The sequence below is a fragment of the Mesorhizobium sp. A623 genome, from assembly GCF_054489405.1.
In genome coordinates this window covers 25,761-46,583 of the sequence record NZ_JBTMXB010000015.1, presented here as the reverse complement: position 1 = coordinate 46,583, position 20,823 = coordinate 25,761, and the positions used below count along the sequence as shown (strand labels likewise).

At 63.3% G+C, this 20,823-nt stretch carries 23 protein-coding genes; 13 read left to right on the top strand and 10 right to left on the bottom strand.

Annotation, left to right across the window (positions count from 1 at the left end):
- Nucleotides 1–18: 18 nt before the first annotated feature.
- The 6 genes from ACX3P1_RS16625 (at nucleotide 19) to ACX3P1_RS16600 (ending at nucleotide 4,617) form a co-directional block, all read left to right on the top strand.
- On the top strand, nucleotides 19–795 hold the full coding sequence (locus ACX3P1_RS16625; protein WP_459080706.1) for an N-acyl amino acid synthase FeeM domain-containing protein: 777 nt from the start codon (nucleotides 19–21) through the stop codon (nucleotides 793–795).
- A gap of 94 nt (nucleotides 796–889) precedes the next feature.
- Nucleotides 890–1,039, top strand: a complete 150-nt coding sequence (locus ACX3P1_RS16620; protein ID WP_459080705.1) for a DUF3096 domain-containing protein — start codon at nucleotides 890–892, stop codon at nucleotides 1,037–1,039.
- Between the two features lie 170 nt (nucleotides 1,040–1,209).
- Entirely contained in the window at nucleotides 1,210–1,437 is a 228-nt protein-coding gene (locus ACX3P1_RS16615; protein WP_459080704.1) for an aa3-type cytochrome c oxidase subunit IV, read from the top strand.
- A gap of 84 nt (nucleotides 1,438–1,521) precedes the next feature.
- A complete protein-coding gene (locus ACX3P1_RS16610) occupies nucleotides 1,522–2,796 on the top strand; it encodes a Re/Si-specific NAD(P)(+) transhydrogenase subunit alpha (RefSeq protein ID WP_459080703.1) in 1,275 nt (424 codons plus the stop codon).
- A complete protein-coding gene (locus tag ACX3P1_RS16605) occupies nucleotides 2,793–3,215 on the top strand; it encodes an NAD(P) transhydrogenase subunit alpha part 2 (protein WP_459080702.1) in 423 nt (140 codons plus the stop codon). Before ACX3P1_RS16610 ends, ACX3P1_RS16605 begins: the two co-directional genes overlap by 4 nt.
- Before the next feature lies 1 nt (nucleotide 3,216).
- A complete protein-coding gene (locus tag ACX3P1_RS16600; RefSeq protein WP_459080701.1) occupies nucleotides 3,217–4,617 on the top strand; it encodes an NAD(P)(+) transhydrogenase (Re/Si-specific) subunit beta in 1,401 nt (466 codons plus the stop codon).
- Between the two features lie 66 nt (nucleotides 4,618–4,683).
- Here ACX3P1_RS16600 and ACX3P1_RS16595 read toward each other — a convergent pair whose 3' ends face one another.
- The 3 genes from ACX3P1_RS16595 to ACX3P1_RS16585 form a co-directional block, all read right to left on the bottom strand.
- On the bottom strand, nucleotides 4,684–5,601 hold the full coding sequence (locus tag ACX3P1_RS16595; protein ID WP_459080700.1) for a hypothetical protein: 918 nt from the start codon (nucleotides 5,599–5,601) through the stop codon (nucleotides 4,684–4,686).
- 227 nt (nucleotides 5,602–5,828) lie between these two features.
- Nucleotides 5,829–8,300, bottom strand: coding sequence for a DNA topoisomerase (ATP-hydrolyzing) subunit B (gene gyrB, locus ACX3P1_RS16590; RefSeq protein ID WP_459080699.1), 2,472 nt, complete (start codon nucleotides 8,298–8,300; stop codon nucleotides 5,829–5,831).
- A 179-nt stretch (nucleotides 8,301–8,479) separates the two neighbouring features.
- Nucleotides 8,480–9,052: an NADPH-dependent FMN reductase gene (locus ACX3P1_RS16585; protein WP_459080698.1), complete on the bottom strand. Its 573-nt coding sequence runs from the start codon at nucleotides 9,050–9,052 to the stop codon at nucleotides 8,480–8,482.
- A gap of 150 nt (nucleotides 9,053–9,202) precedes the next feature.
- Here ACX3P1_RS16585 and ACX3P1_RS16580 point away from each other — a divergent pair, with 150 nt between their 5' ends.
- Both ACX3P1_RS16580 and ACX3P1_RS16575 read left to right on the top strand, forming a co-directional pair.
- Nucleotides 9,203–10,570: a cytochrome P450 gene (locus ACX3P1_RS16580; protein WP_459080697.1), complete on the top strand. Its 1,368-nt coding sequence runs from the start codon at nucleotides 9,203–9,205 to the stop codon at nucleotides 10,568–10,570.
- Complete coding sequence (locus ACX3P1_RS16575) at nucleotides 10,567–10,842, top strand: acylphosphatase (protein WP_459080696.1); 276 nt, start codon at nucleotides 10,567–10,569, stop codon at nucleotides 10,840–10,842. The genes ACX3P1_RS16580 and ACX3P1_RS16575 overlap by 4 nt, the downstream gene beginning before the upstream one ends.
- A 23-nt stretch (nucleotides 10,843–10,865) precedes the next feature.
- Here ACX3P1_RS16575 and ACX3P1_RS16570 read toward each other — a convergent pair whose 3' ends face one another.
- The 7 genes from ACX3P1_RS16570 to rph form a co-directional block, all read right to left on the bottom strand.
- The gene (locus tag ACX3P1_RS16570) at nucleotides 10,866–11,096 is read right to left on the bottom strand and encodes a DUF3297 family protein (RefSeq protein ID WP_459080695.1); all 231 of its coding nucleotides are present in this window, start codon (nucleotides 11,094–11,096) and stop codon (nucleotides 10,866–10,868) included.
- A gap of 84 nt (nucleotides 11,097–11,180) precedes the next feature.
- Nucleotides 11,181–11,576 (bottom strand): YraN family protein, encoded by a 396-nt coding sequence (locus ACX3P1_RS16565; protein ID WP_459080694.1) that lies wholly within the window; start codon nucleotides 11,574–11,576, stop codon nucleotides 11,181–11,183.
- 8 nt (nucleotides 11,577–11,584) lie between these two features.
- A complete protein-coding gene (gene rsmI / locus ACX3P1_RS16560; RefSeq protein ID WP_459080693.1) occupies nucleotides 11,585–12,478 on the bottom strand; it encodes a 16S rRNA (cytidine(1402)-2'-O)-methyltransferase in 894 nt (297 codons plus the stop codon).
- Between the two features lie 63 nt (nucleotides 12,479–12,541).
- A complete protein-coding gene (gene hemW, locus ACX3P1_RS16555) occupies nucleotides 12,542–13,705 on the bottom strand; it encodes a radical SAM family heme chaperone HemW (protein WP_459080692.1) in 1,164 nt (387 codons plus the stop codon).
- On the bottom strand, nucleotides 13,702–14,358 hold the full coding sequence (rdgB, locus tag ACX3P1_RS16550; protein ID WP_459080691.1) for an RdgB/HAM1 family non-canonical purine NTP pyrophosphatase: 657 nt from the start codon (nucleotides 14,356–14,358) through the stop codon (nucleotides 13,702–13,704). Before rdgB ends, hemW begins: the two co-directional genes overlap by 4 nt.
- The gene (locus ACX3P1_RS16545; RefSeq protein WP_459080690.1) at nucleotides 14,358–14,768 is read right to left on the bottom strand and encodes a VOC family protein; all 411 of its coding nucleotides are present in this window, start codon (nucleotides 14,766–14,768) and stop codon (nucleotides 14,358–14,360) included. The genes rdgB and ACX3P1_RS16545 overlap by 1 nt, the downstream gene beginning before the upstream one ends.
- A gap of 16 nt (nucleotides 14,769–14,784) precedes the next feature.
- Nucleotides 14,785–15,501, bottom strand: a complete 717-nt coding sequence (gene rph / locus ACX3P1_RS16540) for a ribonuclease PH (RefSeq protein ID WP_459080689.1) — start codon at nucleotides 15,499–15,501, stop codon at nucleotides 14,785–14,787.
- A 146-nt stretch (nucleotides 15,502–15,647) separates the two neighbouring features.
- Between rph and hrcA the strand changes: the two genes are divergently transcribed.
- From hrcA to ACX3P1_RS16515, 5 genes are all read left to right on the top strand, one after another.
- Nucleotides 15,648–16,733, top strand: coding sequence for a heat-inducible transcriptional repressor HrcA (gene hrcA / locus ACX3P1_RS16535; protein WP_459080688.1), 1,086 nt, complete (start codon nucleotides 15,648–15,650; stop codon nucleotides 16,731–16,733).
- A 28-nt stretch (nucleotides 16,734–16,761) separates the two neighbouring features.
- Nucleotides 16,762–16,959 carry a hypothetical protein gene (locus ACX3P1_RS16530; RefSeq protein WP_459080687.1) on the top strand — a complete coding sequence of 66 codons (198 nt, stop codon included), beginning with the start codon at nucleotides 16,762–16,764 and terminating at the stop codon, nucleotides 16,957–16,959.
- A 117-nt stretch (nucleotides 16,960–17,076) separates the two neighbouring features.
- Nucleotides 17,077–18,426 carry a PQQ-dependent sugar dehydrogenase gene (locus tag ACX3P1_RS16525; protein ID WP_459080686.1) on the top strand — a complete coding sequence of 450 codons (1,350 nt, stop codon included), beginning with the start codon at nucleotides 17,077–17,079 and terminating at the stop codon, nucleotides 18,424–18,426.
- A 213-nt stretch (nucleotides 18,427–18,639) separates the two neighbouring features.
- Nucleotides 18,640–19,620 (top strand): cysteine synthase A, encoded by a 981-nt coding sequence (gene cysK / locus ACX3P1_RS16520; protein WP_459080685.1) that lies wholly within the window; start codon nucleotides 18,640–18,642, stop codon nucleotides 19,618–19,620.
- Between the two features lie 162 nt (nucleotides 19,621–19,782).
- A complete protein-coding gene (locus ACX3P1_RS16515) occupies nucleotides 19,783–20,742 on the top strand; it encodes a TAXI family TRAP transporter solute-binding subunit (RefSeq protein WP_459080684.1) in 960 nt (319 codons plus the stop codon).
- The last annotated feature ends 81 nt before the right edge of the window (nucleotides 20,743–20,823 follow it).

Genomic DNA, 20,823 nt, shown 5'->3' with positions numbered 1-20,823 from the left:
TGGAATACGGGGTGCGAAATGGATATTCGGCAGATGGTGCCCGACCCGGGCACCGGCGATGCGGCGGCGCGTGATTTCGGAACATCCAGCTTTGCGAGCAAGGTGTTCTCGCTGTTGGAAAAGGTCGAGTATCGCCGGTGCGACAAGGGCGAGGATCTCGAGGACATCTACCGGCTTCGTTACAAGGCCTATCGGTCCAACGACATGGTTCCGGACGACGAGCGCCATTCGATCAGCGACGAACTGGACGAAACCGCGAACGTGCATCGCTTCGGCATCTATATCGACCAGCGCCTTCTCAGCACCATGCGCATCCATCATGTGACGAAGATCGAGCCGGCGTCGCCCTCGACCAAGGCGTTTGGCGATATCGTCCTGCCCATGCTCGATGCCGGTGACACCTTTGTCTGCATGAGCAGGTTCGCATCCGATCCCGAATGGACGCGCGTTTACCCGCAACTGGCCTATGTCACGCTACGGCTGGCCGGCATGGCCTGCTTCTACTTCGAGGCCTCCTATGGCCTTTCGACGGTGCGTGATGATCACGCGGGGTTCTACCGGCGCATCTACTATTCCGAACAGATCAGCGAGGCACGATCCTATCCCGGCGTCTTCAACAAGGTCGTCCTGTTCCGTACCAATCCCTATGCCAACAAGGAGCGCTATTATGCGCGCTTTCCGTTCTTTCGCTCGACGCCGATGGAGCGGCGCATGCTGTTCGAAACGCCGGGCAGGGGCGAGCTTGCGCCGCTGACGATCCTGCCCACGGCCAAATATTTTCGTGAAGCGGCCTGATTTTTGCAAACCGGCCCGATTTTTGCAAACCGGCTCGGAGCTTTCGGCGGCCTTCAACGTTGTTGGACCGCGCAAACGAAACGCGGAGCTGAAAATGACCTTTTCCACCTTGACGCTGACGCCGTTGATCTCGCTGGTCGCGGGTGTCCTTATCCTGGTGATGCCACGGCTTTTGAACTACATCGTCGCCATTTACCTGATCGTTGTCGGCCTGCTCGGGCTGTTTCCCAATCTCGCGCACTGAGCCGGCATCGGCTGGCGTATTGATCTTGAAATTCGCCTCGATGCCGATGCAACAAGTGTCGATTGGCCTGCAAGAAGTCTGTAACCAATCGGCTGGTGCGGCATCACACCCATTGCCCTACGCCCGGCTTTTCGCTATGTGCGCTTAAGACGATTTCGGAGGGTATTCTCATGGCTGATCACACACCGACCGGCCCGGTCGAATTGGGCGCGGATATGGACTACCCGGAGCATGAGCGCACCTATCACGGGTTTATGATGCTGGCCAAATACGGCTCGCTCTTCTGCGCCGCCGTTCTCATTGCCATGGCGTTCGGCTTCTTCACCTCGGCCGGGTTCTTTTCTGCGACAATCCTCTTCATCCTGATCCTGATCGTCGGCGGCTATATTCTCCGCTAGGCGTTTCGATCCGCTTCCAGCGCGCTGTTGCGGGCGCAGCCGGCGCCCTGCCGGACATTGAATGTCAGCCGAAAGGAACTTGCGGTGGGACAGACGGTATTCATCCCTCGTGAAGTCGATGCGACGGAAACACGTGTCGCGGCTTCGCCGGATACGGTAAAGCGGCTCGCAGCGCTTGGGCTCACCGTGATCGTTGAAACCGGCGCCGGCACGTTCTCGCGCATTACCGACGACGAGTATTCCAAGGCTGGCGCCGTCATTGGCAAAGCCTCGGATGTGGCCAAGGCCGATGTCGTGCTGAAGGTGCGCCGTCCCACCGATGGCGAGTTGAAGAACTACAGACAAGGCGCGGCGGTTCTCGCCACCATGGACCCTTACGGCAACGACGCGGCGGTTGCCGCTCTCGCCAAGGCCGGCGTTACCGCTTTTTCCATGGAATTCATGCCGCGCATTACCCGCGCGCAGTCGATGGACGTGCTGTCCTCGCAGGCCAACCTGGCCGGCTATCAGGCGGTGATCGACGGAGCGGCCGAATACGACCGCGCGCTGCCGATGATGATGACGGCGGCGGGCACGGTGCCTGCGGCAAAGATCTTCATCATGGGCGTCGGCGTTGCCGGCCTGCAGGCCATCGCCACCGCGCGGCGTCTTGGTGCGGTCGTCACCGCGACCGACGTTCGCCCCGCAGCCAAGGAGCAGGTCGCCTCGCTCGGCGCGAAGTTCCTTGCCGTCGAGGACGAGGAATTCAAGGCGGCCGAGACGGCGGGCGGCTACGCCAAGGAAATGTCGAAAGAATACCAGGCCAAGCAGGCGGCACTGACCGCCGAGCATATCGCCAAGCAGGACATCGTCATCACCACGGCGCTGATCCCCGGCCGGCCCGCGCCGAAGCTGATCTCGGCGGCGATGGTGGCCTCGATGAAGCCGGGTTCGGTCATCATCGACTTGGCGGTCGAGCGCGGCGGCAATGTCGAGGGTGCGCAAGCCGGCAAGGTCGTGACCACCGCCAACGACGTCAAGATCGTCGGCCATCTCAATGTGTCGGGCCGTATCGCCGCTTCAGCCTCGCTGCTTTACGCCAGGAACCTTTATGCCTTCCTCGAGACGCTGGTCGACAAGGAAACGAAGCAGCTTGCCATCAACCGCGAGGACGATCTGGTCAAGGCGACCATGCTGACCGATGGCGGCAAGATTGTGCATCCAGCCTTCGCAAAGGCCGAACAGCCGCGCATCGAGCCGGCAGCCATTCCCGCAACGACCATGGTCGCCGACGCCTCCGCGTCGCGTGCCAAGGCAGCGCCTAAAAAGGCTGCCGCCGCGAAGAAGCCGATGCCAAGCAAATCGAAGGGGACCGCATGATGGAAGCCTTGCAAAAAGCGCTTGACCAGCTCGACCAGGCGTCCGCCGCCGTGCGCATGGCCATCCAGGACCTGGCCGCCGCCGGCCCCGGCGATGCAGCGGCCAATACGGCGCATGCGCTGTCGGGCGGCGCCATCGACCCGTTCGTCTTCCGCTTCGCCATTTTCGTGCTGGCGATCTTCGTCGGCTATTACGTGGTGTGGTCGGTGACACCGGCCCTGCACACCCCGTTGATGGCCGTCACCAACGCCATTTCCTCGGTCATCGTGGTGGGCGCGCTTCTGGCGGTCGGCGTATCGGCGGCGGGGGCGGCCACCGGCTTCGGCTTCGTGGCGCTGCTGCTGGTCTCGGTCAACATCTTCGGCGGCTTCCTGGTCACCCAGCGCATGCTCGCCATGTACAAGAAGAAGGAAAAGTGAAGTGAACGCGAACTTCGCCTCTTTCCTCTACCTCGTTTCGGGCATCCTGTTCATTCTGGCGCTGCGCGGCCTGTCGCATCCGACCACCAGCCGCAAGGGCAATACCTACGGCATGGTCGGCATGGGTATCGCCATCGTCACCACGCTGGCGCTGGCGGTTCCGTCGCCAAGCGGCTTCGGCCTGATCGTGCTTGGGTTGGCCATCGGCGGCGGTGTCGGTGCCTATATCGCGCGCCGCATCGCCATGACGGCCATGCCGCAATTGATCGCGGCCTTCCATTCGCTGGTCGGTTTTGCCGCCGTCATGGTGGCGGCTGCCGCCATCTATGCGCCGCACAGCTTCGGCATCGGCGAGATCGGCTCGATCCACGCGCAGGCGCTGGTCGAAATGAGCCTTGGCGTGGCCATCGGCGCGATCACCTTCACCGGCTCGATCATCGCCTTTTTGAAGCTCGACGGGCGCATGTCGGGCAAGCCGATCATGCTGCCGGCGCGACACGTCATCAATATCCTGCTGGCGCTGGCGCTGGTCGTGTTGATCGTGCTGCTGGTCGCCACGGAAGCCAAGCTCGTGTTCTGGCTGATCGTCGCCGTCTCGCTGGTGCTTGGCGTGCTGCTGATCGTGCCGATCGGCGGCGCGGACATGCCGGTCGTCATCTCGATGCTCAATTCCTACTCCGGCTGGGCAGCGGCGGCACTGGGCTTCACGCTCGGCAATCTGGCGCTGATCATCACCGGCGCTCTGGTCGGCTCGTCCGGCGCGATCCTGTCCTACATCATGTGCAAGGGCATGAACCGCTCCTTCATCTCGGTCATTCTCGGCGGCTTCGGCGGCGATGCGGCTGCCGCGAAAAGCGACGACGGCATCGAGCGCACGGTCAAGCAGGGATCGGCCGACGACGCCGCCTACCTGATGATGAACGCCCAGAAAGTTATCATCGTGCCGGGCTACGGTATGGCGGTGGCGCAGGCGCAGCACGCGCTGCGCGAAATGGCCGACAAGCTCAAGGCCAATGGCGTCGAAGTCAAATACGCCATCCATCCGGTCGCCGGCCGTATGCCCGGCCATATGAACGTGCTTCTGGCCGAAGCCAATGTGCCCTATGACGAGGTGTTCGAACTGGAGGACATCAACTCCGAATTCGCGCAGGCCGACGTCGCCTATGTCATCGGCGCCAACGACGTCACCAACCCATCGGCGCGCGACGACAAGTCCTCGCCGATCTACGGCATGCCGATCCTCGACGTCGACAAGGCGCGCACCTGCCTTTTCGTCAAGCGCTCGCTCGGCTCCGGCTATGCCGGCATCGACAACACGCTGTTCTACAAGGACGGCACCATGATGCTGCTCGGCGACGCCAAGAAGATGACCGAGGAAATCGTCAAGGCGATGGATCACTAGGCAACGCGAATTGCGACCATGAAAAAAGCCCGGCTTCGCGCCGGGCTTTTTCGTTGCGCAGCGGTGTCAGCGTTGGGCGAGGTAAAGCGTCTCCTCGTCGTCGCGCTGCTGGCCGCCGAGGACTGCGGCGGCACTGGCGATAAACGCGCCGATGACCAGCGAAAGAGCAGCGATCAGCGCGAAGGTAGCCGCCGCCTTGCGGGCCGTATCGGCGGCCTGCTGTGTCTTAACCTTGGTGTCCTCCACCTTGGCGAGCATGGCGTCGACGCGCGCCTTGGCGTCCGCTTCGGAAAGACCCGTGCGTGCCGCCACCAGTTGCGACAGATAGGTCTTGTCTTCGTCGGAAACCGTACCCTCGGCAGCACTGGCGATGAGGATGCGGGAGGCTTGCGCGGTGGCTGCCGCGTCGCCTTCGCTACCTGGAGCCGTCAGTTTGGCAGGGTCGGATGGCCGGAACAGCGAATCGACGAAATAGGACGTTGCATTACCAGCATTGTCGCCAGCGCCGCTTGACGAGGCCACGGTCGAAGCGCCTTGGGCAACGCCCGAGACGACGGTCGAAGCCGCTTGCACGCCGCCGCCGATGAGGGATGTGAGCGCCGACCCCAGGATGCCCACGACGAGAAGCGTGGCAAGCGCCCATGCCAGGAAGCCGTGCGCGGTGTCGCGAAAATAGGTCTCGTCGGTATGGACGCCGACCCATCGGGTACGAAGCCGCCCGGTCAGGTAGCCGCCAACGCCCGACGAAAGCCATTGCACGACCACCAGCCAGACGGCCGTGGACGCGGCAAAGGTGGTGATGCTGGCGCCTGAACCCGACCATGGCGATACCATGGTGAGGCCAAAGCCGGAGCCGAGCAGCATCAGGATGAAGGTCAGTGTGGAGGCCGCGAATGCGCCCGCGATAATCGGCCCCCAGCTGACGGCGGAGGATGACGATTCGACGGGTCCGGCGACTTCCACGGCGGAAACGGTGGCTTGCATGGCGCCCACCTATCGTAGGAACAGAAGGATAAGGATGATGATCGGAATAGGAATACCGAGCAACCAGAGCAGAATACCGCGACCCATGACAATCTCCTGTTACGATGGTGAGGTGCATGCTCACAATGTGACAGGCGACTTTCCGTTCCGATCGGCCGGTTGAAATTTACACCGAATCTGATCGCCAGAGCGCGGCACAGCCTGCCGCGCGCCGTTACGCTGCGCGGTCAGATGTCGAGATTGGCGACCGACAGGGCGTTGTCCTGAATGAATTCGCGGCGCGGCTCCACCTCGTCGCCCATCAGGCGCGTAAACAGCGAGTCGGCGCCGGCCGCATCGTTGACCCTGACCTGCAGCAACGAGCGCACATTCGGATCGAGCGTGGTTTCCCAAAGCTGCTCGGCGTTCATCTCGCCCAGACCCTTGTAGCGCTGCATGGTCAGGCCCTTGCGGCCTGTGGCGAAAATGGCGTTGAGCAGCGCCAGCGGCCCGGCGATCGTCTCCGACACTTCCTTACGCCGCAGCACGGGCGGCTGGTCGTAGATTTCGCCGAGGCGTGGCGCATAGCGGTCGAGCTGGCGCGCATCGGCCGAGTTGATCAGCGCCAGGTCGAGATGCGCGTATTCCTTGACGCTGCGCACGGTGCGCTCGAACACATAACCGCCGACGCCCTCATTGGAGGTCGACATGCGGCCGGTCCAGCCGCGTTCGGTCTCCTCGGCGATGATGTCGAGGCGCTTGGCAATCCGCTCGGCCATCTGGTTTGCATGGGCGAGATCGACAAAGGTTTCCGGGTTGAGACCCCCGGCAATCGCCGCCTGCTCGACCACCGCATGGCTGTAGCGCGTGTGCAGGCCGTTGATGAGCTGCCTTACCGCCAGCGCGTCGTCGATGACGGAACGCAGATCCTGACCGGTGCGCACCTCGCCGGAACCCAGCGTCAGCGACGCCTCTTCCAGACCGGAGCCGATCAGGAATTCCTCGAAGGCTGCTTCGTCCTTGATGTATTGCGAACTCTTGCCGCGCGTCACCTTGTAGAGCGGAGGCTGGGCTATGTAGAGATGGCCGCGCTCGATCAGTTCCGGCATCTGCCGGAAGAAGAAGGTGAGCAAAAGGGTGCGGATATGCGCGCCATCGACGTCGGCGTCGGTCATCAGGATGATCTTGTGGTAGCGCAGCTTGTCGGCGTTGAACTCGTCCTTGCCGATCGAGGTACCAAGCGCCGTAATCAGCGTGCCGATCATCTCGGAGCCGAGCATGCGGTCGAAGCGCGCCCGCTCGACATTGAGGATCTTTCCGCGCAGCGGCAGGATCGCCTGGTTCTGGCGCGAGCGCCCGCCCTTGGCCGAGCCGCCGGCCGAGTCACCCTCGACGATGAACAATTCGGACTTTGCCGGGTCTTTCTCCTGGCAATCGGCAAGCTTGCCCGGCAGCGAACTGACGCTGAGCGAACTTTTGCGGGTGATGTCGCGCGCCTTGCGCGCCGCCTCGCGCGCCGCCGCCGCCTGGATGACCTTCTCGATCACGATCTTGCCTTCGCTCGGATGCTCTTCCAGCCAGGTGCCGAGCGCCTCGTTGACGAGGCCTTCGACCACCGGGCGGACTTCCGAGGAAACCAGCTTGTCCTTGGTCTGCGAGGAGAATTTCGGATCGGGAACTTTTACCGAAAGCACGGCCGTCAGCCCCTCACGGCAATCGTCGCCGATCAGGCCGACCTTTTCCTTCTTGGTCAGGCCCGAGCTTTCGCCATAGCCGGTGATCTGGCGTGTCAGCGCGCCGCGAAAGCCGGCCAGATGGGTGCCGCCATCGCGCTGCGGAATGTTGTTGGTGAAGGCCAGCACATTCTCGTGGTAGCTGTCGTTCCACCACATCGCGACTTCGACGGTGATGCCGTCGCGCTCGGCGCGGATGGCGACGGGCTTGTCGAGCAGCGGCTTCTTGGCGCGGTCGAGATATTTGACGAACTCTTCCAGCCCTCCGTCATAGTGCAGTTCCTTGTGCACCACGTCGGCGTGCCGCTTGTCGGTCAGCAGGATACGCACGCCCGAGTTCAGGAAGGCCAGTTCGCGCAACCGGTGTTCCAGCGTTTCGAAGTCGAAATCGATCATGGTGAACGTGTCGGTCGAGGGGAAGAACGAAATCTCCGTCCCGCTGCGGCCCTCATAGGTGCCGGGCAGATTGTTTTCCTCATAGTCCCCGGTGACTTTAAGCGGCGCATCGGCATTCCCGTGCGTAAAACTCATTTCGTGGATATGGCCATGGCGGCGGATCTTCATCTTCAGCCACGAAGAGAGCGCATTCACCACCGAGACGCCGACGCCGTGCAGGCCGCCCGAAACCTTGTAGGAATTCTGGTCGAATTTACCGCCGGCATGCAGCTGCGTCATGATCACTTCGGCCGCCGAAATGCCCTCGCCGGTGTGGATGGCGGTCGGAATGCCGCGCCCGTTGTCCGCCACGCTGACCGAACCGTCAGGGTTGAGCGCCACTGAAACAAGATCTGCGTGACCGGCCAATGCCTCGTCGATGGCGTTGTCGACCACCTCATAGACCATGTGGTGCAGGCCCGAACCGTCGTCGGTGTCGCCGATATACATGCCGGGCCGCTTGCGCACGGCATCCAACCCCTTCAAAACCTTGATGGAATCGGCGCCGTACTCATCTGGCACGCCAGTGGCGGTGTCGGTCTGGTCGCTCATGAAAATCCGTTCGATTGCTGCAGCTTAAAGCGCTCGGAAAAAGGGCCGCGAATCGCGGCCCGATGCTCACCCAGATATAGGCCTTTGCGGCCGATTTTCCAAGGTTTGCAGGCATTTGAGCACAGATTGCGAGCCGGCTGGAACCGCCGCTCGAAATCACGCCGCGAACGGTCGATGAACTATGCGGCGCTCCGCAGCGGCTTCAGCGCTTCGCTCCAGCGCAGAAGCTCGTCCAGCATGGTCTTTGCGCCCGAAAGCACTTGCGCGCCCGGATTGAAAACGCCGCTGGCGTCCCGCAAATTCGAATGCATCGGCAGCACCACCGCTTCCGGGATCGGCATCACCTTGACCGTGGTCAGCAGCGGCTTGACCGCCTGCACCGAGCGCATGCCACCCGAGACGCCGCCATAGGACAGGAAGCCGGCCGGCTTGTAAGCCCACTCGTTCGACAGATAGTCGACGGCGTTCACGATCGCGGGGGCGGCGAAATAATTATACTCCGGCGTCACGAACACGAAGGCATCGGCGGCGTCGATCGCCTTCGCCCACGCCTTGGTATGCTCTTTCTCGTATTTGCCGAGGCGCGGATGATGCGGCTCGTCCAGGATCGGCAGGTTGAAGGCCGCGATATCCGTCAGCACCGGCTCGAACCCGCCATGCGCGCGCGCTAAACCCTCCAGCCATTCGGCGTAGACCGGGCCGACGCGGCCGGGGCGGGTGCTGCCGACGATGATGCTCAATTGGTGCTTCAAGGTAAACTCCTGATTGTAGGTGGTATCCGTTGGTGACTGTCATTTATGGCGGATGATCCTATCGGGCAAGCAGGCACCTTTTGGTAACTCATTGGTCACGTGGACGTTGCCTCGCCTCCTCCCTACATTGGTTGCATATCGGAGAACGCCATGGACGCCCGGCCCGCCCCCTTCGTTCCGCCTGCACCGAAGCCGCGTACCACGCCGCCTTCGGCGCTGGAGATGATCCGCATCGTTCACCGCAACCCGCTCGAATTGTGGGGCGAGGCGACCTACAACGAACCGTGGATTTCGGTGAACGGCATCGGCGGTCCGCTGGTCATCGCCAACGATCCCGGCCTCATCCGCCATGTGCTGGTCGACAACGCCAAAAACTACAAGATGGCGACGGTGCGCCAGAAAATCCTGCGCCCGATCCTGCGCGACGGCCTGCTGACGGCCGAGGGCGAGGTGTGGAAGCGCTCGCGCAAGGCGATGGCCCCAGTGTTCACGCCGCGCCACATCTTTGGGTTCGCGCAGCCGATGCTGAAGCGCACGCTGGAGTTCGTGGAGCGCTACGAGGACGGCACAGTCTCGGAAATCGCCCACGACATGACCATGCTGACCTACGATATCCTGGCCGAAACGCTGTTTTCTGGCGAGATCGCCGGCGAGAAAGGCACGTTTGCGCAGGATATCGACCGTTTGCTGGAAACCATGGGCCGCGTCGATCCGCTCGATCTTCTGCGCGCGCCCGACTGGCTGCCGCGCCTGACCCGCATTCGCGGCCGCAAGACCATGGCCTATTTCCGAAAGATCGTGACCGACACGGTTTCGATGCGCGAGGACCGGCTGAAGCGCGATCCGGATGGCGTGCCGGAGGATTTTCTGACGCTGCTCCTGCGCGCCGAAGGGCCGGACGGGCTGACCCGCGCCGAGGTCGAGGACAACATCATCACCTTCATCGGCGCCGGCCACGAAACCACGGCGCGCGCGCTCGGCTGGACGCTCTACTGCCTGGCCGAAGCGCCGTGGGAGCGCGAGCCGATCGAGCGCGAGATCGACGCCGTGCTGGCCAGCGAACCCGATCCGGCCAAATGGCTGGACTTGATGCCGCTGACGCGCGCGGCCTTCGACGAGGCGCTGCGGCTCTACCCGCCGGCCCCCTCGATCAACCGCGAGCCCATCGTGCCCGAGCACTACAAGGATTTGTACATTCCGCCGAAAGCCGCCGTGCTGGTGATGCCGTGGGTCATCCACCGCCACCGCAAGCTGTGGGACCAGCCGGACGCCTTCATGCCGGAACGCTTCCACCCCGGAAACCGTGAAAAGATCGACCGTTTCCAGTATCTGCCGTTCGGGGCAGGGCCGCGCGTCTGCATCGGTGCGGCGTTCGCCATGCAAGAGGCAATCATCGCGCTGGCGGTGCTGCTTTCGCGCTTCCGCTTCGACACGACACCGGAGACGAAGCCATGGCCGGTGCAGAAATTGACCACGCAGCCGCAGGGAGGCTTGCCAATGCAAGTTACACGACGATGACCAGGGCCTATAAGGTGCATATTACCGGGCGCGTGCAGGGCGTAAGCTTCCGCTTCTGGGCGCGCGAAGAAGCCGAGCGGCTTGGCCTAAAAGGCTGGGTGCGCAACGAGCCGGACGGCTCGGTCGCAGCCCTCATCGCCGGGCCGAACGGCGCTGTCACACTCATGCTGGAGCGGTTCTGGCAAGGGCCGGCCGGAGCCGTCGTGGCCGATGTCAGGACGGAAGCGGCCGACAGCGCCGATGCGCCGACCGGGTTCCGCATCGCCGGCTAACGCGCGGTTGTAGGCTCGAAAATCTATTCCTTGACGAAGGGCTTTACCTCGCCCTTCAGCTTGATGGTCAGCGGCTGGCCGTAGCGGTCCTTGGATTTCGGCGTGGCGACGCGTATCCAGCCTTCGCTCACGCAATATTCGCTGACGTCTTCGCGCTCCTTGCCGTTGAAGAGGATGCCGACGCCGCGCTCGAGCGCTTCGGCATTGTAGAACGGGCTGCGCTCATCGATGCTCATTCTGTCGGGCAGGGTCATCTTCAATCTCCGGTAGGCCGGCTAAGACCGGCGAGCCGGCGATAACCGGCAGCGGTGATGGTTTCAAGTCCGAAAGGGTCTATTTCAGCTGCGTCCATGGAAAACATTCTCCACATGCACCGGCCAGCGCCACGGCAACACCGCCACCATGTCGAAGCGCACCGACAGCCTGCCATAGTCCGGCTGGCGCGACAGCCACAGATCGGCCGCCCCCTCGATGCGCCGTTCGGATTCGCGGGCGATGGCCTCCATCGCCTCGATCAGCGTCCGGCGCGCCTTGACCTCGACGATCAGCACCAGATCGCCGCGCCGCGCGATCAGGTCGATCTCGCCGAGTTTTGTGCGGTAGCGGCGGGCGAGGATGCGAAAGCCTTTCAGCCGCAAAGCCAGCGCCGCCAACCCTTCGCCGCGATGCCCGCGCCGATAGGCCGATTTGCGCCGAGCCAGCGTCTTTTGCCGTTCGCCTCGCTGGTCAGCCACCGCCGCCTTCAACCTTCCTTCAACTCCAGCAGCCGCCGATAGAGCGCCTGCTTGTGCCCGCCGGTCATTTTTGCCGCTTCGCCCGCCGCCTTGGAAGCCGGCATCTCGCTTGCCAGGGCCAAAAGCAGCCGGTCGATATCCGCCGGTTCTTCCACGGTTGTTTCCGGCGGGCCGACGCAGATGACGATTTCGCCCTTCGGCGTATCGGCGGCCGCATAGTGGTCGGCCAGCGCCTGCAATGTACCGGGGCGCATCTCCTCGAAAGTCTTGGTCAGTTCGCGCCCGATCGCGGCCTTTCGCGCGCCGCCATAAGTCTCGACCATGGCGGCCAACGTATCGGCAAGCCGGCGCGGCGATTCGAAGAAGATCAGCGTTGCCTGCACCGCTTTCAGTTCCTGAAGCCGCGTCAGCTTTTGCCCCGCCTTCACCGGCAGGAACCCGGTGAACAGGAATGCGTCGGAGGGCAGGCCGGATGCGGTCAGGGCTGCAAGCGGCGCGGATGCGCCGGGGATCGGCACGACGCGGATGTTCTTCTCCTGCGCCTCGCCGACAAGCCGGTAGCCGGGGTCGGAGATCAGCGGCGTGCCGGCATCGGAAATCAGCGCCACGCTTTGCCCCCGTTCAAGCGCTGCGATCAGCTTCGGCCCGGCCTCGCTCGCATTGTGTTCGTGATAGGCGGTGGTACGGCGGCGGATTCCGTAGCGTGAAAGCAGCACGCGCGAAACCCGCGTATCCTCGCAGGCGAGAATATCGGCGGCGGCCAGCGTTTCCAGCGCGCGCAGCGTGATGTCGCCCAGATTGCCGATCGGCGTCGCCACCAGATAGAGCGCCGGCTCCAGCGGCCGGGCGGTCATTTCCGTTTGCCCGATCACATAGCTGTGTTTGATCGCGTCGCCGATCATGCGGACCCCTTGTTTCGCCCTGTGTGGCACGGCTTGGCGCCGCTTGGCAAAGGTGCGCCCTTTTCAGCGCGCCAGATCGGCCACCACCGCATCGAGCACGATCATTCCGGCGGGCGTGACGCGCAGGCGCGAATTGCCGACCGGTGCGACCAGCCCTTCCTCCTGCAGCGTCGACAGCCGCGTCGAAGACAGGCCGCGCCCCGAATATGTCTCGTAGCGGGCAAGATCGATGCCTTCGACCAGCCGCAAGCCCATCAGCAGGAATTCGTCGGCCTCTTCCGAGCGGCTGAGGATCTCGCCGTCGACCACGCCATGCCCCTTGGCCTCGACCAGATTGGCCCAGGTTTCTGGCATCTTTTCCGCAATCGTCACTACGCGGCGGCCGTTTTCGACAAAGCGGCCATGCGCGCCGGGGCCGACGCCGACATATTCGCCGTATCGCCAGTAGGTGAGGTTGTGGCGGCTTTCCGCGCCGGGCTTGGCGTGGTTCGAAATCTCGTAGGCCGGCAGGCCGCGCGCCGTGGTGATCTCCTGCGTGATTTTATACAGTTCGGCGGCATGGTCGTCGTCGGGAATGGCGAATTTCTTCGCCCGGTGCAGGGCGTGGAACGGCGTGCCTTCCTCGATGGTCAACTGGTACAGCGACAGATGGTCGGCTGCGTGGCCGATGGCCTGCTCAAGCTCGGCCTCCCATGCTTCCGGCGTCTGGCCGGGCCGCGCATAGATCAGGTCGAACGACAGGCGCGGGAAAATCTCGCGCGCCAGCCCGATGGCCACAAGCGCCTCCGACACATTGTGCAGCCGGCCGAGAAAGCGCAGGTCGGTATCGTTCAGCGCCTGCACGCCCAGCGACACGCGGTTGACGCCGGCGGCGCGGTAGCCGCGAAAACGCTCCGCCTCGACGGAAGAGGGGTTGGCCTCCAGCGTCACCTCGATGCCAGCCGGCACTGTCCAGTGTTTCGCGACCGCCTCCAGCACCGCACCGACCGTTTCCGGCTTCATCAGCGAAGGCGTGCCGCCGCCAAGAAAAATCGAGGTTACCTCGCGCGGCCCGGTGCGGGCGCGCATGGTGGCGAGCTCTGTCTCAAAGGCGCGGGCAAACCGCTCCTGATCCACCGGCTGGTGGCGGACATGGCTGTTGAAGTCGCAATAAGGGCACTTGGCCGCGCAGAACGGCCAGTGGATATAGATGCCGAAACCGGGCGTCCGGTCGAGTTTCATCATCATTCCGAGCCGAGCCTTGCCAGCCTTGCCTGCGCAAACTTCTGGAAGGCCCGTGCCCGGTGCGACAGCGCATCCGGTTGTCCTGGCTTCCAGCCGTGCTTTTCCTGCGCCGACATTTCCCCGAACGTCTTGGCGTAGCCGTCAGGCAAGAACACCGGGTCGTAGCCGAAGCCGAGTTCGCCGCGCGGTGGCCATACAAGCTGGCCTTCCACCTCGCCGCGGTAATATTCGGCCTCGCCATCGGGAAACGCCAGGCAGATGACCGCCACGAAACGGCCGGTGCGTGCCGCCGGCTCCTTCGCGCCGACTTCCTGCATCGCCACTTCGGTGCGCTGCATGGCCATGTCGAAATCGCGCGTGCCCTCGGGCGTTTCCGCCCAATTGGCCGTATAGACGCCGGGCGCGCCGTCCAACGCATCCACGCACAGGCCGGAATCGTCGGACATCGCCGGCAGGCCGGTGGCGCTGGCCGCCGCGAACGCCTTGATATAGGCGTTTTCCTCGAAGGTGATGCCGGTTTCGTCCGGCTCGGGCAGGCCGAATTCCTTGGCCGATTTCGCCTCGAAGCCGAACGGCCCCATCAAATCGGCGAATTCGCGCAGCTTGCCTTCATTATGGCTGGCGACGACAATTTTTTTCCCATTGAGAGAATGCATCACAGGTTCCAGATTCTTGGCTCAGTGAATTCCAGCGAATTGCCGGAAGGATCGCGAAAATAGATTGAGCGGCCACCGCCTGACCACTCGAAATCGGCCTCGATAGCGATGCTTTGTGCGGTCAGCCGCGTCTTCCAGCTTTCGATTTCCTCAGCCGTGGCGGCAAAGCACAGATGGCCCTGTCCGGTCGTACCATGCGGCGGCACCGGCACCTTCGCGTCGGGCGAGGGCGGCTGGCGCGTCGCTTGCGCATTGAACAGCAGCAACACGCCCGATCCGCATTTGAAAAAGACGTGGCGGTTGGCGACGATCGCGATCTTTTCCAGCCCCAGCACCTCGGCATAAAACGCTTCCGCCGCATCGAGATCGGTGACGTACAGCGCGGATTCGAGGATGGCGGAGGGGGTCATGGCGTGACGCTGCCCCTCAACCCACCGCCATTTTCTGCAAATCCACCAGCCGGGCGATGCCCTTCTTGGCCAGTCCCATCAGCGCGGAAAATTGTTCCTCGGAGAACGGCTCGCCCTCGGCTGTGCCCTGGATTTCGACGATGCCGCCCTTGCCGGTCATGACGAAATTGGCGTCGGTGCCGGCGGTCGAGTCTTCCGGATAGTCAAGATCGATGACCGGCTGGCCGTCATGGATGCCGCAGGAAATCGCCGCGACATGGTCCTTCAGCACACGCTGCACGCTTGTCATCTGGCGCGCTTCCATCCAGCGCAGGCAATCGTAAAGCGCTACCCAGCCGCCGGTGATGGCGGCGGTGCGGGTGCCGCCGTCAGCCTGGATGACGTCGCAATCGACGGTGATCTGCCGTTCGCCCAGCGCCTGCAAATCGATCACGGCGCGCAAGCTCCGCCCGATCAGCCGCTGGATCTCCAGCGTGCGGCCGCCCTGCTTGCCGGAGGACGCCTCGCGGCGCATGCGGTCGCCGGTCGAGCGCGGCAGCATGCCATATTCCGCCGTCACCCAACCCTTGCCGGAATTGCGCATCCAGCCCGGCACTTTTTCCTCGAGGCTGGCCGTGCACAGGACATGCGTGTCGCCGAACTTGACCAGGCAGGAGCCTTCCGCATGTTTGGAGATGCCGCGTTCGAAGGAGATGGCACGCATTTCGTCGAACTGGCGTTTGGAAGGGCGCATTCGGGCATCTTTCTTGTGAGTTTGGAAATCCTGGCCGGCTTGTAGCCGCATGAGAAGCAAGGCGCAAAGGAAAAGGCCCTCAACGCACCCCGGCTTGCGTCCCCGGCATCCACCTCTATATCCTCATGACAGAGGGTTTTGCTCCGATGACCAAGCCGATCACCGATCCGAACATGCAGTCGCCGGCGTTGCAGTCGCTCGACATGCGCTCGCGCGATATTTTCCGGCGCATCGTCGAATCCTATCTCAAAGACGGCGAGCCGGTCGGCTCGCGCTCGCTGTCGCGCATCTTGCCCTCATCGCTGTCGCCGGCCACCGTGCGCAACGTGATGAGCGATCTGGAGCATCTCGGCCTGATCTACGCGCCGCATATCTCGGCCGGACGCCTGCCGACGCAGACCGGGCTTCGCTTCTTCGTCGACGCTTTCATGGAACTGGGCGACCTGTCGGACGAGGAGCGCCGTTCCATCGAAGCGCAGGTGAAGGCGTCCGGCTCGGGCATGACGCTTGAACACATGCTGACGGACGCCAGCCAGATGCTGTCGGGCATGTCGCGGGGTGCCGGCCTTGTGCTGACCGCCAAGAACGAAGTGGCGCTGAAGCACATCGAATTCATCCAGCTTGAGCCGACCAAGGCGCTGACCGTGCTCGTCTCGCAAAACGGCGATGTCGAAAACCGCGTCGTCGATCTGCCGGCCGGCATAACGGTTTCGCAGTTGCACGAGGCCTCGAATTTCCTCAACGCCCATATTCGCGGTCGCACGCTGGCTGAGGCCAGGGTGGAGATCGCGCGCCTCAAGGAGGAGACCAGGCTCGCCCTCGATTCGCTGTCGCAAGGCCTGGTGGAAAAGGGACTGGCGGTATGGGCCGGCACCGAAGGCGGCCTGCCGGCGCGGCTTATCGTGCGCGGCCGCGCCAATCTGCTGGAAAACGTCACCGCGCAGGCCGACATCGAGCTTCTGCGCCACCTGTTCGAGGACATGGAAACGCAGGAAGGGCTGATGCAACTGCTCGACCTTGCCGAACAGGGTTCTGGCGTGCGCATCTTCATCGGTTCGGAAAACAAGCTGTTTTCGCTGTCCGGCTCGTCGCTGGTGGTCGCGCCCTATCGCGACAAGGACGCCCGCGTCGTCGGCGCGCTTGGCGTCATCGGGCCGACGCGGCTGAATTATGCGCGCATCGTTCCGATGGTCGACTATACGGCGCAGCTTATTTCCCGCATGCTGCGCTGACCGTATCCGGCTCGGCAGGGAGACAAAAATGGCGCTCGAACAGTTCAAGGCCCAGATTGCCCTCTTGATGGAAGAGATGATCAACCAGCCGCAGGACCAGCACGAAATTCAGGAACAGCTCCGGGAAAAATTGTCGGAGATGCGCGCCATGGGCATGCCGCTGCCGGCCGATCTCGTGCAGTTGGAAAAGCGATTGGACGACGATTTTTACGAAGCGGGAACCTGATCCCGCCGGCGCTTCCTCAGACCCTTTCTTGCGGCAGGTCGTTCACATCAACGTGCGCGACGGAACTGGCAGGGCTTCGGCCAGTTTGCTTTCCGGGTCCACTTCATGGAGACAGCGATGCACCGCCTCGCCGCCGTGAGCGCCATGGCTGCGCTTTTTCTTGCCGCTGGAGCGGCCTTCGCCCAGCAGGCAGACGACACTGTCCTGAAAGGCAAAGCCGCGTTCGGCGACTGGCGGCAGGACGGGCCGGGCGTTCGCCGCCTGATCCGGCCGGACGATCTGCAAAAGCCGTTCGTTACGGAATCGGTATCGAACGGCGCTGACAAGGTGGCGATGCCGAAAGACGCCCGGCCATACTTGCCGCCGGGTTTTTCGGCCGAGTTGATCGCATCCGGCCTGCGCAGCCCGCGCGTCGTGCGCGTTGCTCCGAATGGCGATCTCTTCGTCGCGGATTCCAGGGCCAACCGCGTGCTGGTCTATCGCCTGGGCGACCCCGGTGAAAAGCCCAGCGAAGCGGTCTTCGCCAAAGGCCTGCGCCAGCCCTACGGCATAGCCTTCTATCCGGCAGATAATCCGCAATGGGTCTATGTCGCCAATTCCAACAGCGTCGTCCGCTTCCCCTACAAGTCCGGCGATCTCGAAGCGTCGGACAAGCCGGAAACCGTCGTCGCCGGCATTCCCTCGAACCATCACTGGACGCGCGACATCGCCTTCTCGGCGGACGGCAAGACGCTTTATTTGTCCGTCGGTTCCGGCTCGAACGTGGCCGAAGACATCGGCAGCGCGCCCGCCGGCGGGCTCGAGGCATGGACGGCCTCCGCGCCGCTGGGAGCCGCCTGGGGTTCGGAGCAGGGCAGGGCCGAAGTTCGCGCCTTCGACCCGGACGGCAACAACGAGCGGGTCGTTGCAACGGGTTTGCGCAATTGCTCCGGCATGACGGTACAGCCGGCCACGGGCGCGTTGTGGTGCGTTGTCAACGAGCGCGACGGGCTGGGCGACAACGTTCCGTTCGAATACGCCACGACCGTCCGGCAGGGCGCGTTCTATGGCTGGCCGTGGACTTACATCGGCGAGCACGAGGACCCGCGCCATGCCGGCGAGCGCCCCGATCTTGCCGGCAAGACCACGGTGCCCGACGTGTTGATGCAGGCGCATTCGGCACCGCTGAACATCGCCTTCTATGAGGGTGCAAATTTCCCCGCCGGCTACAAGGGCGACGCCTTCGTTGCGCTGCATGGTTCGTGGAACCGGGGTGCGCGCACGGGCTACAAGGTGGTTCGCCTGAAATTCAAGGACGGCAGGCCGACCGGCGAGTACGAGGATTTCATGACCGGCTTCGTCGTTTCCGACGCACAGGTGTGGGGCCGTCCGGTCGGCGTGGCGGTCGCGAAAGACGGCGCGCTCATCGTTACCGAGGACGGTTCCGGCACGATCTGGCGCGTCGTCCATGACGCTCCTAAAAGCTGACGGCCGGCGGCCGGTTCAATCTGATGCCTGACGCGCCTGACGGGCATGTCGATGACCCGTGCAGGAATATTATTCCGTCTGAATACAGAGTTCGGAAATGACTTTCCTTGAATGGGCGGCTTTAAGCACGCCGTCCACTCGGATTTTCTCGCCTCCATCTCTATCATGCCGCCGCGACAGCCTTATTCGCCCCACGACCCGGAGAGACACTCGATGACCAAGCCTGCCACTCCTGCGCGTGCGCCCGGCCGCGGCCGCGTCTACAATTCCATCACCGAGACGATCGGCGACACGCCGCTGGTGCGGCTCGACAAGTTCGCGGCCCAGAAGGGCATCGTCGCCAAGCTGATGGCCAAGCTCGAATTCTTCAACCCGATCGGCTCGGTCAAGGACCGCATCGGCGTCGCCATGATCGAGGCGCTGGAGGCCGAGGGCCGGATCACGCCCGGCAAGTCGACGCTGATCGAGCCGACATCCGGCAATACCGGCATTGCGCTGGCTTTCGCCGCCGCCGCCAAGGGCTACAAGCTGATCCTGACCATGCCGGAAACCATGTCCATCGAGCGCCGCAAGATGCTGGCGCTGCTGGGCGCGGAACTGGTGTTGACTGAAGGGGCCAAGGGCATGAAGGGCGCCATCGCCAAGGCGCAGGAACTGGCTGCCTCCATTCCCGGTTCGGTCATTCCGCAGCAATTCGAAAATCCCGCCAATCCTGAAATCCACAGGGCCACCACCGCCGAGGAAATCTGGAACGACACCGAAGGCGGCGTCGACATCTTCATTGCCGGCATCGGCACCGGCGGCACCATCACCGGCGTCGGCCAGGTGTTGAAGGCCCGCAAGCCTTCGGTGCAGATTGTTGCCGTCGAGCCGGCGGCATCGGCCATCCTGTCCGGCGGCCAGCCCGGCCCGCACAAGATTCAAGGGCTGGGCGCGGGTTTCGCCCCGAAAATCCTCGACACCACCGTCTATGACGAGGTCGTCACGGTTTCGAACGAGGATTCCATCGCCAATGCGCGGCTCGTCGCGCGGCTTGAAGGCGTTCCGGTCGGCATCTCCGCGGGCGCTGCCCTTCAGGCGGCCATCGTCGTCGGCTCGCGCCCGGAAAATGCCGGCAAGAACATGGTCGTGGTGATCCCGTCCTTTGCCGAACGATATCTCTCCACCATCCTGTTCGACGGCCTCGGCACCTGACCGCACGCCGCCGGCCTGCCAGCGTCCGGGATGGCGGTCGAAAAACATCGTTCTACGATGCGATTATCGGTTGGCATTTGACGAACGCTGTCTAAACTCGCCCGTCCAGCGCCGCTGACGGTGTTGCGAGATTGATAACGAGGCATGTCGGGGAGGAATTGCATGCAACATTTCAGGACCAGACTGATCGCGGCCGGTGTCGTCGCATTTTCACTCGGCGCCGGCGTCGCTTCCGCAGCGGCCCAGGAATTCATCAACGTGCTGACCGGCGGCACCTCGGGCGTTTATTATCCGCTCGGCGTCGCGCTCTCGGAAATTTATAGCAAGAACATCGAAGGCGCCCGCGTCCAGGTGCAGGCGACCAAGGCTTCCGTCGAAAACCTCAACCTGCTCGAGCAGGGCAAGGGCGAGATCGCCTTCGCGCTGGGCGATTCGGTCAAGTTTGCAGCCGAAGGCAACACCGAGGCCGGCTTCCGCGGCAAATTGGAGAAGTTGCGCGGCATCGCCGCTATCTACCCGAACTTCATCCAGATCGTCGCCAGCAAGGAATCCGGCATCAAGACGCTGGCCGATTTGAAGGGCAAGAGCCTGTCCGTCGGCGCACCGGCATCCGGCACCGAACTCAACGCGCGCGCCATCCTTCAAGCCGCCGGCATGAAATATGAGGATCTGGGCAAGGTCGAATATCTGCCCTTCGCCGAATCGGTCGAACTCATCAAGAACCGCCAACTCGACGCCACGCTTCAGTCGGCCGGGCTTGGCGTCGCCTCTATCCGCGATCTTTCGACCTCGCTGCCGATCAACGTGGTCTCGGTGCCTGCGGCGGATGTCGAAAAGATCGGCTCGCCCTATATCTCGGTCATGATCCCAGCCGGCACCTATGACGGCCAGACCGAGGATGTCCCGACGGCCGCCGTCGGCAATTTTCTGGTCACCCAGAGCGACGTTTCCGACGAGACGGCGTATCAGATGACCAAGCTTTTGTTCGAGCATCTCGATCAGCTCGTGGCGGCGCATGCCGCCGCCAAGGGCATCGACGCCACCAAGGCGCTGGACGGCATGCCGATCCCGCTGCACCCCGGCGCCGAGCGCTACTACAAGGAAGTCGGCCTGTTGAAGTAGTTGACGGCATCTTTGACAAGCTCTTAGCACCTCCTCTGGCCGGCAGGCTGGAGGAGGTGCCTTGGATTTAGCGCTCCGGCA

What these genes read in the sequence shown, in the direction of transcription:
- ACX3P1_RS16625 (WP_459080706.1), top strand. Translation starts at nt 19, where the DNA reads ATGGATATTCGGCAGATGGTGCCCGACCCGGGCACCGGCGATGCGGCG.
- ACX3P1_RS16620 (WP_459080705.1), top strand. Translation starts at nt 890, where the DNA reads ATGACCTTTTCCACCTTGACGCTGACGCCGTTGATCTCGCTGGTCGCG.
- ACX3P1_RS16615 (WP_459080704.1), top strand. Translation starts at nt 1,210, where the DNA reads ATGGCTGATCACACACCGACCGGCCCGGTCGAATTGGGCGCGGATATG.
- ACX3P1_RS16605 (WP_459080702.1), top strand. Translation starts at nt 2,793, where the DNA reads ATGATGGAAGCCTTGCAAAAAGCGCTTGACCAGCTCGACCAGGCGTCC.
- ACX3P1_RS16595 (WP_459080700.1), bottom strand. Translation starts at nt 5,601, where the DNA reads ATGCAAGCCACCGTTTCCGCCGTGGAAGTCGCCGGACCCGTCGAATCG.
- gyrB (WP_459080699.1), bottom strand. Translation starts at nt 8,300, where the DNA reads ATGAGCGACCAGACCGACACCGCCACTGGCGTGCCAGATGAGTACGGC.
- ACX3P1_RS16580 (WP_459080697.1), top strand. Translation starts at nt 9,203, where the DNA reads ATGGACGCCCGGCCCGCCCCCTTCGTTCCGCCTGCACCGAAGCCGCGT.
- ACX3P1_RS16575 (WP_459080696.1), top strand. Translation starts at nt 10,567, where the DNA reads ATGACCAGGGCCTATAAGGTGCATATTACCGGGCGCGTGCAGGGCGTA.
- ACX3P1_RS16570 (WP_459080695.1), bottom strand. Translation starts at nt 11,096, where the DNA reads ATGACCCTGCCCGACAGAATGAGCATCGATGAGCGCAGCCCGTTCTAC.
- rsmI (WP_459080693.1), bottom strand. Translation starts at nt 12,478, where the DNA reads ATGATCGGCGACGCGATCAAACACAGCTATGTGATCGGGCAAACGGAA.
- hemW (WP_459080692.1), bottom strand. Translation starts at nt 13,705, where the DNA reads ATGATGATGAAACTCGACCGGACGCCCGGTTTCGGCATCTATATCCAC.
- rdgB (WP_459080691.1), bottom strand. Translation starts at nt 14,358, where the DNA reads ATGCATTCTCTCAATGGGAAAAAAATTGTCGTCGCCAGCCATAATGAA.
- ACX3P1_RS16545 (WP_459080690.1), bottom strand. Translation starts at nt 14,768, where the DNA reads ATGACCCCCTCCGCCATCCTCGAATCCGCGCTGTACGTCACCGATCTC.
- rph (WP_459080689.1), bottom strand. Translation starts at nt 15,501, where the DNA reads ATGCGCCCTTCCAAACGCCAGTTCGACGAAATGCGTGCCATCTCCTTC.
- hrcA (WP_459080688.1), top strand. Translation starts at nt 15,648, where the DNA reads ATGACCAAGCCGATCACCGATCCGAACATGCAGTCGCCGGCGTTGCAG.
- ACX3P1_RS16530 (WP_459080687.1), top strand. Translation starts at nt 16,762, where the DNA reads ATGGCGCTCGAACAGTTCAAGGCCCAGATTGCCCTCTTGATGGAAGAG.
- ACX3P1_RS16525 (WP_459080686.1), top strand. Translation starts at nt 17,077, where the DNA reads ATGCACCGCCTCGCCGCCGTGAGCGCCATGGCTGCGCTTTTTCTTGCC.
- cysK (WP_459080685.1), top strand. Translation starts at nt 18,640, where the DNA reads ATGACCAAGCCTGCCACTCCTGCGCGTGCGCCCGGCCGCGGCCGCGTC.
- ACX3P1_RS16515 (WP_459080684.1), top strand. Translation starts at nt 19,783, where the DNA reads ATGCAACATTTCAGGACCAGACTGATCGCGGCCGGTGTCGTCGCATTT.